The organism is Aquabacter spiritensis (assembly GCF_004346185.1).
GTDB classification, from domain to species: domain Bacteria; phylum Pseudomonadota; class Alphaproteobacteria; order Rhizobiales; family Xanthobacteraceae; genus Aquabacter; species Aquabacter spiritensis.
The window spans coordinates 375668-385910 of sequence record NZ_SMAI01000003.1 but is presented as its reverse complement, the minus strand read 5'-3'; the positions used below and the strand labels follow the sequence as shown (position 1 = coordinate 385910).

The following is a 10243-nucleotide window of genomic DNA, read 5'->3' as shown; positions in this document are numbered from 1 at the left end:
CGCCGCGCCGCTCAGCGTCACCGCTTCCGCGCCCAGGGCCACGCCGCCGCCGATCCACAGCGCGGCGCCCGCCGCCACGCTGGTGCCGCCCGCCGCGGTTCCCAGCGACGCCGCATTGGTGGCCACCAGCGCGCCTTCGGAGATGGTCGTCGCGCCGGTATAGGTGTTCGCGCCGTTCAGGTACCAGACCCCCGCGCCCTGCTTGGTCACGCCGCCCGTGCCGGTCGCGACGACGCTGCTGAGCTGGCCCTGGCCCGCGCCGCCGAGGGTCAGACTCATGCCGGAACCGGTGACGCCGCCCGTGAGCGTCAACGTGCCCGCGGTGACCGAAACGAGGCTGTCCGCCGCCAGATTGATCGCCCCCGCGACGGAATTGTTGTAGTCGGTGCTCAGCAGCGCGCCGGCACCGTTCACCCCGGTGCCGCTCAGCGTCAGCGCCTCCGCGCCCAGGGCCAGCGGTCCCGAGCCGAAGATCTCCAAGGTCGCCCCGGACGCCACCGTGGTCCCAGCCGCACTGGTGCCCAGCGCGCCCGCAGAGGCGATCCGCAGCGTCCCCGCCGTGACCGTGGTGTCGCCCAAATAGGTGTTGGCGCCCGACAGTTCCAGCGTGCCCGCGCCTGTCTTCTCCAGCGTGCCGATGCCGGAAATCACGCCGGCATATGCGATGTAGCTGGAGCGGTTGAACACCAGTTCGCTGGAGTTCGCGATCTCGGGGCTCGCCACCGAGCCCGTGGTTCCGCCATTGCCGATGGACAGCGTGCCTTCATTGATGCGGGTGATGTCCGTGTAGCTGTTGGCGCCCGTGAGGACGAGCGTCCCCGCCCCGTTCTTCGACAGAATCTGCGTGCCGGTCAGCTCGGACGCGATGGTGGCGGTCCAGCTGGCGGACGGCCCCGTCCCGTCGCCCACCGTGATTCGGGTGACGCCGCTGCTGGCGAATGAGGACAGGGTGATCGACCCGCCCTCGATCACATAGCCGTCGGTGAGGAACTCCATCGCCGCCACCTGCGGCGCCGTCATCCCGGCCACCGTCACCGTCCCGGCCGTGCCGGCGAAGATGGCCAGCCCCCCCTGCGACCAGGACGACGCTGAGGTCCCTGTCTGGTCGGTCCAGTTGGTGGTTGGCGCTGAGACATTCCAGGTGCCGACGCCGCCCTGGACGGAGGAGCCGGGACTGGTCGTCGTGCCGTTCCACCACTGCCCCGCCGCCACCAGAAGGTTGACCTGGTTGGCGGTGGCCGTGCTCACCGCGAAGAGCGAATGCGTCGGCGCGGTGCCGACCTCCAGACCGGCCCCCGACAGGGTGCCGTCATAGTCGATCAGGCGGTAGGTGCCACTGAAGAAGCCGACGCCCGCGGTGAGGTTCAGGACGCCGGTCAGCACGAGGTCGCCGCCCACGTCGATCGCCGGCGTCGTCGGCGAGGGCGATCCGAGCGTCACGGCGAAGATCGAGGTCGGGTCGGCGAAGGACAGCTTGCCGCCGATGGACAGCGAGGTGGCGCCGGACACGCCGACGAGGGTGGCGCCGGCCGCGATATTCACATCGCCCGAGACGGTGCCCGGGGCCGCGGCGCCCTTCAACGTGGCGCCCGAGTTCACCGACACCCCGCCGGCGAGGCTCCCGCCGAGAAGTTCCAGCGTGCCGCCATAGACCGTCGTCGTGCCGGCGAAGGTGTTGGCGCCCATGAGCGTCGCCTTCGCGGTGCCGGTCTTGGTCAGGGAGCCGGTGCCGGACACGACGCCGGTGAAGGTCATATCGGTGGTGCGGGCGAGCGTCAGGGTGCCGCCATTGCTCAGCACCACATCGCCGTCGATGGACCCGCTGGCGCCGCCGATGGCCAGAACGCCGCCGGAAATGGTGGTGCCGCCGGTATAGGTGCTGGCGCCGGTCAGGATCGTCGTACCGGCCAGAACGCTCAACGCGCCGCCGCCGGAGATCGCCGCGGACAGCGTGAAGTCGGTGGCGGTGTGGTTGAAGACGATCTCGCCCGCGCCCGCCCCGAAGACGATGCTCGGCGCGTCGATCACACCGGCCGCCGCCGCGGAGCCGCTGGCCGCGCCGATGGCGAGCACGCCGTCACCATCGGCGGTGTAACCGATGCGCACCTCATTATCGACCTTCAGCGTGCCGCCGTCGGCGACGATCACGGATGCGGTGCCGGCATAGCCGACATACAAATTGCCGAGATAGGAGAAGGTGGGGTTTGCCTTGGCCCAGAACTGGGACCCCGCACCGGTGATGGTGAGCTTGCCCTGGGAACCCGGGTCCATGCCGACCCCGGTCGCACCGCCGGTGACCGTGCCGCCGGCGGAAATGGTGAGGTCGCCGTTGCCATTCACCGGATCGACATTGCGCGTGCCGTTCTGGCCGCCGACATAGAGGAACTTTTCCGCGACCAGGCTCGCCCCGGAAACGGTCATCGTCACCAGGTCGCCGCCAGCCGCGCCGACATAGACCTGGGTGGCATAGACCTCCGCGCGGTCCGAAATCGTGACCGTGCCGCCGTCCGGGCTCAGCCCGGCCTGGAGCGCGGTATTGGTGGGATCGTCGGGATCGCCGATCTCGACCCGCGTGCCGGCGCCGGTGAAGGTGACCTGCGCCCCGGCGCCGGTGTAGATGCCCACCTTGTAGATCTGGGCCGTGGCGCCGCCGGAAACGGTCAGGGAGCCGGTGGCCCCCGCCGTGCGGGCGACTTCGATGCCCCCGTCGCTGTTGGTCCAGAGCGTATCCGTGCCGGTGACGGTGAGCGCGCCGTTGCCGCCGCTGCCGCTCTGCCATGACGCCGTGGACAGGCCGATCCGCTGGGCGGAGAACTGGGCGCCGCCGGATATTGTGAGGCTTCCGGCGCCGCCATTGAGGCCGATGGTGAGCTCGCCCGTGCTGGTCCAGCTCGAATTGGTCCCGCTCACCGTGACCGTGCCGACCCCGCCATCCGCAGTTCCCACGGTCGAGTTGATGCTGGTCAGCGCGCCGCCGCCCGAGACGGCGAGGGTGGCCGCGTCGGCGCTGCCGACTGTCAGGACCGAGGCGCCGAGCGTGCCGGAAAGGCCCAGCGTGCCGGCGGAAACGGTGACGTCGCCGGTCAGGCTGTTGGTGCCCGAAAGGTTCAGCGTGCCGGCGCCGGTCTTCTGCAGGCCCGTGGTGCCGGCGAGGACGGAGCCGATGGTGGCGGTGACGGACGTGGCGACATCGATGCCGGTCTGGCCGGAGGTCGCCGCCAAGGTGATGCTGTCGCCGGAAATGTTGTAGCCGTCGACGTCGAACTGCATGCCTTCGACGGAAATCACGCCCGGCGCGCCCACGACGGTCACGTTGTTGGACGAGGAGGTGCCCGCGAAGATGGCGGTGGAGCCGTCCCACGCCACCGCGGTCGCGCCGGCGGAATCGGTCCAATTGGTGTTGCCGGCGTTCCAGGTGCCGTCGCCGCCGACGACGCTCGACCCGCCGGCGGTCGTGACGCCGCCGTTCCAGTAGAGGCCGGGCGACGCGATGATCAGAAGAACGACGCCGGACGTGGCGACCGAAATGGTCCCCGTCAGGCCGTTGGGCAGAACGCCCACGTCCAGCGTGTTGTTGGTCAGGCTGCCGGTATAGCTCAGCAGCGTATAGGTGCCGGCGCCGAAACTGCCGCCGTCGATCACATAGAGGGTGCCGTCGAGGGTGAGGTTCGCGGACGAGACCGCCGCCGTCGTGGACCTGGTCGGGTCCAGGGTCAACGAAAGAAGAGACGTCGGGGATAAGATCAGGTCATTGCTGCCGGTGATGGCGAGGCCGACGGCGCTGGCGCCGGGGCCCCCGGCGAGCGTACCGCCGTTCTGGATGGTGACGGTCCCCGTCGAGAACGCACCGGACAGGGACGTCAAGATGGCGCCGTTCATCACCGTCGCCCCACCCATGCTGGATGCAGCGCCAAGCGCGAGCGTGCCCTCCCTCACCGTCCAGGTGACGGTGCCGGTGTTGGTCAGGGTCCAGGTCGCGGTCCCAACTTTGTCGTAATTGTCGAAATCAATTAAACTCGATCCGATCAGCGACTGGTCGAAGCTTTGATCGACAGTCCCACCCAGTGCGAGCGTTGTGTTGGCCCCAAGATTGCGGGCTCCGCCGACGAGACTCCAATTAGACTGGAGCTCGAGCGTCGATCCTAACGATGTATTAGCGAAATAGACAGCAAAATCATTCGGTGAATTAATAGATCCGTCATTTATAATTTTATTTGAAGAGCCTGTAACAGAAATTGCTACACCGCTTTCACCCACAACATTATCCGAACCGGATCTGATAGTGCCATAATTTGTAACCGTGTTGTCGTCGCCAGATATGAGGAGACCCACGCCGCCGTAATCGGCACCGGTTGCGCCCGTCGGCAGATCGGCGCCCGCCACCACGCCTGTGTTATAATTGGTAAAGGTGTTCAGCGTGCCGGAAATGACCACACCGGCCCCGCTCAAGCCATAGGAACCAACGCCGGCATTGAGGTCATGGCCACCCACGCCACCCGTGATGGTGCCGTAATTTTGGACGGTCGTGTTGGATGTCGTGGCCGTGCCGGAGAGCAGCAGGCCCGCCCCACCCGCTCCAGGCATGTTTCCAAAGCCCGGAGAGGGGGTAATGGTCGAGTCCACATTCCCGCCGGCGCCGCCGGTGACGATCCCGTCATTGGTGAAACTCGTAGACTCCCCGGACATCGCGGTGCCGGCGCCGCCGGCACCGGCATTGCCGGCATAAAGCGGGGCTCCGATATAGTTGGCCCCCACCACACCGCCCATGCCGCCGGCGCCGCCGGTGATCGCGCCATAATTGTTCAGAACCAGGCCGGAAACCTGACTGATGAAGCCGGCACCGCCCGCGCCGCCGTCGCCCAAACGCGCGGTCGATCCGACCAAAACCATTCCTACCGAGACACCGCCACCGGCACCGCCCGCGCCGCCGGTAATGTCGGCGCCCAGCACAATCTCGATCTCCCCATTCGCTGCGTTGCCGAGAATACCAGCGCCGCCGCCGCCGCCGCCGCCGAAGCCGTAAATGTTTAACCCGGTGCCCTCGGTGCCCGTGCCGCCCGCAGCGCCTCCCGCGCCGGCACCGCCCGCGCCTCCGACGCCCGTGCCAGATGCCCCGGTCCCGCCGGCGCCGGCCGAATGGCTCCCCGTTCCCACGCCCCCGGCCGTTCCGCTTGCACCTGATATGTTGGATCCGCCACTGCCCCCCGCGCCGCCCGTGACGGTGCCGGAGATGGCTTGGTCGACCGGCACGTTCCTGCCCGCGGCGCCACCGCCGCCGCCGCCGGTCGCACTGGTGCCCGTACCTGAAGCGTTCGAGCCTGCCGTACCGTCTGGACTGAGCGTCTGGGAAAACCCTGGCGCAGCGAGGCTCATTGCCGAAACCAGCGCGGAGGTCAGGAGAAGCCGGCGGCGGAAGGGAGCTGATACCCTACGGGACCGGACCGCCGCATCCGGACGCACCGGCGCGACTCCTCCGCGCTGCGAAATCTGCTTTGCCGGCATCTGCTTCGCCCCCTGGCTCAATCGCTCAAACGGCTTCCGTCTTACCCGGCAAGCCTTTGTAATCGTTATATTTTACGCAGCTTCAAAAGACTGGCCGCAGAGGACGAGGCTTCGCTCCCGCCCCGATAAACGCCCGAGATTCGCGCGTGTCCGGCAGACCGTACCCGCCCCCGTTTCGCGGCAATCCCCCCTCTCGGGGCGCCGCGTCGCGGATGAACGGAACCCCCGGCCGGCCGCAGCCCTCGCCCTCGCCGCTCCGACGTTGCAACCTAAACGCTAGGTGTACCCGATCTGCGATGCAATCGGATTGTCGTACCTCTCAAGACCAACCGGCCGCCACAGAAAGAAAATGCAATTTTTTCCGCAGGATGTGACTCACCTGCAACAGGACTGCCCTCCAGATTGACACCGCCGGCGCCGCGCCGGGAATCGCGGCCCTCTCACATTCCCAACGTACCGCCGGCGGTCCCGGCGCTTCTCTTCGGTTCGGCCCATCCGTCGAATCACATCGTCATGGCCAAGCGGCGTCCCTGAGGTCGTCTGCGCGGCACGCGCGTGCCTTTGCGGGAGTACGACCAAGTCCGGGGATCTTCGCGACCCGGATTGCGCAAAAGATGTACGGATTGCGAAAGAGGGCGGTAAAAAAGTGCATCTGTGGCCGCCGGGCATCAACCCCACGTGGAACGGCCAGGCATTTCCCGCCGGCGCCTTGCGCCTTGATGGCGGATGACAGGCGGTGCGGGCTTCAAGCGCGCCCCGTCCCCAACAGGCTGACGGCTGATTCGCCGCGCTCGGACCGAAGCCGTGCGCCCGCGTGCCGACCCGCTTGGAGCCTGATCCGCGGAACAACGGCATCGGAGAAACAGTCGCGAAACATCCTTGGAGACCGCGTTGTCCGATCAGCTCGCGATGCAAGCCGCCGGCGCGTGCTCTACGCCCATTTTCAGGGCCGCTCGCGGCCGGCCATCGCAGGGATCAAAGAGGGGTCGGCCAGTCTGCAGCGCAGGGCCTCTCAGGGGCCGGCGGTGGCAGACGCCGAAGCTGTGCCGGATCGACAAGGCTCATGGCCGACGCGGAATCCGTCAACCAACCAATGGCGCTCTGTTCCAGTTTAAGGCTGCCGCCGAGCGCACGCGGCGCGATCGCCATCGAGGCCCCGCGCACGCAAGGCCTCAGGTCCCTTGCGGGATCTTCAAGCGGCAATGCTCAGCATCTTGCCGACTTCCTGCACCAGATCGCGCAGATGAAACGGCTTCGAGAGCACCTTCGCCTCGCAGGTCGCCTCCATGTCCGCATTGAGCGCGACCGCGGCGAAACCGGTGATGAACATCACCTTCAAGTCCGGGTCGAGTTCTGTCGCGCGGCGGGCGAGTTCGATGCCATCCATTTCCGGCATGACGATGTCGGTCAGCAGCAGCTCGAAGGGCTCCTCCCGCATCCGCTCGTAGGCGGAGCGGCCATTGTCGAAGGACGCCACCTGGTAGCCCGCATTCTGGAGGGCTTTCACCAGGAACCGGCGCATGTCGTTGTCGTCTTCCGCCAATAGGATCTTCGACACGCTACTCACCCTCGTTTCACCGCGCCCGCCTCCCCGGGGCGGCGGCGCTTCCATCGCTTTATGCGCTGGGACGGGTAAATTCGAAGTGAACCGGCGGGCCTCTTCACAAAAGGCCCTGCGCTTGCGCATCATGGGAGCGGGCAGCGCCCGCCCCGAAGGGAATCTCCGGCCTCGATGACCGCCTGCCTCGCCGACACCATCGATCCGCCGTTCGAGATCCTCTTGCCGGAAAACGTGGCGGGGCCCTTCGTGTTCAATTCGCCGCACAGCGGGCGGATCTATCCCCGCGCCTTCATGGCGCAGGCGCGGCTCGAATTCGATGCCCTGCGGCGCTCCGAGGACAGTTTCGTCGACGAATTGTTCACCGACGTCGTCGATGCGGGGCTTCCCTTGATGCGGGCGCTGTTTCCCCGGGCGTTTCTCGATCTGAACCGCGAGCCGTACGAGCTCGATCCGCGCATGTTCGAAGGCCGGCTGCCCGCCTTCGCCAATACCCGCTCGATCCGGGTCTCCGGCGGTCTCGGAACGATTGCGCGTGTGGTGGGCGATTCGCAGGAAATCTATCAGCGCCGCCTGTCGGTGGCTGAGGCGCTCGAGCGCATCGAGACCTATTACAAGCCCTATCATCAGGCCCTGCGCCGCATGATCGGCCGCACCCACAAGCGCTTCGGGGTTGCCGTTCTGGTGGATTGCCACTCCATGCCGTCCGCCCCCGCCCGGGACGACGGCGCCCGGGCCGATATCGTGCTGGGCGACCGCTATGCCACGAGTTGCGCCCCGCTCATCACCGATATTCTGGAACGGGAGCTTACGGCGCGCGGCTATGCGGTGGTCCGGAACAAGCCCTATGCCGGCGGCTACATCACCGAGCATTACGGCAATCCTGCCGCCGGACTCCACGCGATCCAGATCGAGATCAATCGCGGTCTCTATATGGAAGAGGCGACCTACCAGCGCAGCCCGACATTCGACCAGGTCCGAACCGACCTGAGCGCCGTGGCCGTGTGCCTGCTGGAAGCGGCGCAGGCGGAATGGGCCCCACCGCGCGCCGCGGCTGAATAGGGAATCCCTATCGGGCGAAAAACGTGCCTTGCGTTTTTCGAATGGCAGATATACCAATTTGCCGGCAGCGATTTGGCGGAAGATCAGCGCGTGCCAACAATGCGTTTCGAGCGCCCAAAAAAGAAAGGGGCCGTCCGCAAGCGAACGGCCCAAGTCTAGGGAGGAAACGCCCAAGGAGGGCAGCGACACAGCGACGCCAATCGCCATGTCGCAATGCAGCAATAGCCCATTGCGCTGCCAAAAATCAAGCGGTCGTTTGTCGCAGCCCGGCGTGCCGGGCTAATTTTTTGACTCCAAACGAATTTTTCCGACGCCGCCGGCGTCCGATGTGGGATTTTCAGGCCCGTCCCGCGAATCGTTGAACAATTCCCCGGCTGCTGAAGACAAAAGGCGCTGTCTGCATGGCGAGACGAGGCCGCGCCGCCGCGCTCTCTGGCCGCGACGGCGGGACGGTCGACATTCGGGATGGCGTGGAAAGACGGATAGAACGTCCACCGCACCGCAACCAAAACACGTAGGTGGGGAAATTTGCCGGGCGCTGCGTGGAAGCCCGAAAAGAAAGGGGCCGCCCACGGAACACCGGAGCGGCCCAAGTCTAGGGAGGAAACGCCCAAGGAGGGCAGCGGCACCGCAGGCGGTGCCGCGCCTGATTAATATGATCCCCCGCCCCACCGTCTTCAAGACGGGTCCTCGCCGATAATTTGGGCATGCCTCAAATATAAACTTTGCTTTATGGTCAGAGACTTACTGAGCGTCGGCGATCCTGCGCGCCGGCTTTGGGCGCCGACATGCCGCAAGAAGCGCCGTTCCGCGGTCGACGGTTTTAAATGGTCGCCCGTACGATTCGCCCGCGGCTTCCCTCACCGGGCGCGGCGCAGTACAGCAAGGTCCGATCTGCCGCCCATGGAGATGGACAGATGACGCCCGTCGCCCTCGACGCCTTCGTTCACAGGCTCGCCTCGGTTTCCGGGGACGCCATCCTGCCCTTCTTCCGCACGTCGCTCGGCGTCGAGGACAAGGGCCGCGGCCGGGCCTTCGACCCCGTCACCGCCGCCGATCGCGCCGCCGAACAAGCGATGCGGCGCCTCATCGCCGAGCATTTTCCCGAACACGGCATCATTGGCGAGGAGTTCGGCGACGAGCGCCGCGACGCCACTTATGTCTGGGCGCTCGACCCGATCGACGGCACCAAGTCTTTCATCGCCGGCATGCCGGCCTGGGGCACCCTAATCGGCCTGTTGAAGGAGGGCGCGCCCGTCTACGGCATGATGCACCAGCCATTCATCGGCGAGCGCTTTTTCGGTGATGGCGGCAGCGCGCATTATACCGGCCCTGCCGGGAACCGCGCGCTTCATGTGCGCGACTGCCCCGCGATCGAAGAGGCGATCCTGTTCACCACCTCGCCGCTTCTCATGGACCCGCCGGACCGCACCGCATTCCATCGCGTCGAATCGAAAGTGCGGCTGTCGCGCTATGGCGGCGATTGTTACGCTTATTGCATGGTGGCGGCGGGGCTGGTCGATCTGGTGATCGAGACCGGCCTCCAGGACCACGACGTGATTGCGCTCGTCCCGATCATCGAGGGCGCGGGCGGCATCGTCACCAATTGGGAGGGCGGCTCCGCTGCCGAAGGCGGGCGGGTGGTCGCCGCCGGCAGTGCGGCCGTCCATCGGGCCGCACTGGAGCTGCTGGCCGGATAAGTCGTGGCGAGGTCAAGCCGGCAATACGTCGGGAGAAGCGCATGATCCATCATCTTTCCTTCGGCACCAACGATCTCGATCGCGCACGCGCCTTCTACGATCCGGTCCTGGCGGTGATCGGCCTGCGTCTGATGAACGCCGATGCCCAATCACTGGATTATGGCGCGGGGACGTGGCTGTTCAGTTTGGAGCGGCCGCTCGACGGCAGCCCCGCCACTGCCGGGAACGGGGCGCATGTCGCCTTTGCAGTGGAGACCCGCGACATGGTCGCCGCCTTTCACCGGGCGGGCCTCGCCCATGGCGGGCGCGACGCCGGGCCGCCCGGGGTGCGCCCGGAGTACGACGCGCATTATTACGCCGCCTTCCTCTTCGACCCCGACGGGAACAAGATCGAGGCGGTCACCTTTTCCGCAAAATAGGG

Annotated in this window: 5 protein-coding genes; 3 read left to right on the top strand and 2 right to left on the bottom strand. The window is 66.6% G+C overall.

Annotation, left to right across the window (positions count from 1 at the left end; translation table 11 throughout):
• Nucleotides 1-4950: beta strand repeat-containing protein (locus EDC64_RS08175; RefSeq protein ID WP_207915954.1), on the bottom strand; the 4950-nt coding region annotated here is incomplete at its 3' end.
• Between the two features lie 1744 nt (nucleotides 4951-6694).
• Nucleotides 6695-7114 carry a cell cycle two-component system response regulator CpdR gene (cpdR, locus tag EDC64_RS08165; protein WP_132030800.1) on the bottom strand — a complete coding sequence of 140 codons (420 nt, stop codon included), beginning with the start codon at nucleotides 7112-7114 and terminating at the stop codon, nucleotides 6695-6697.
• A 120-nt stretch (nucleotides 7115-7234) separates the two neighbouring features.
• On the opposite strand from cpdR, the gene EDC64_RS08160 reads away from it, so the two are divergent.
• The 3 genes from EDC64_RS08160 to EDC64_RS08150 all read left to right on the top strand — a co-directional run bounded on the left by EDC64_RS08160 (nucleotide 7235) and on the right by EDC64_RS08150 (nucleotide 10241).
• Nucleotides 7235-8122, top strand: coding sequence for an N-formylglutamate amidohydrolase (locus EDC64_RS08160; protein ID WP_132030767.1), 888 nt, complete (start codon nucleotides 7235-7237; stop codon nucleotides 8120-8122).
• Nucleotides 8123-9039: 917 nt separating this feature from the next.
• Nucleotides 9040-9822 carry a histidinol-phosphatase gene (gene hisN, locus EDC64_RS08155; protein WP_132030766.1) on the top strand — a complete coding sequence of 261 codons (783 nt, stop codon included), beginning with the start codon at nucleotides 9040-9042 and terminating at the stop codon, nucleotides 9820-9822.
• Between the two features lie 41 nt (nucleotides 9823-9863).
• Entirely contained in the window at nucleotides 9864-10241 is a 378-nt protein-coding gene (locus tag EDC64_RS08150) for a VOC family protein (protein WP_132030765.1), read from the top strand.
• The last annotated feature ends 2 nt before the right edge of the window (nucleotides 10242-10243 follow it).

What these genes read in the sequence shown, in the direction of transcription:
- cpdR (WP_132030800.1), bottom strand. Translation starts at nt 7,114, where the DNA reads ATGGAAGCGCCGCCGCCCCGGGGAGGCGGGCGCGGTGAAACGAGGGTG.
- EDC64_RS08160 (WP_132030767.1), top strand. Translation starts at nt 7,235, where the DNA reads ATGACCGCCTGCCTCGCCGACACCATCGATCCGCCGTTCGAGATCCTC.
- hisN (WP_132030766.1), top strand. Translation starts at nt 9,040, where the DNA reads ATGACGCCCGTCGCCCTCGACGCCTTCGTTCACAGGCTCGCCTCGGTT.
- EDC64_RS08150 (WP_132030765.1), top strand. Translation starts at nt 9,864, where the DNA reads ATGATCCATCATCTTTCCTTCGGCACCAACGATCTCGATCGCGCACGC.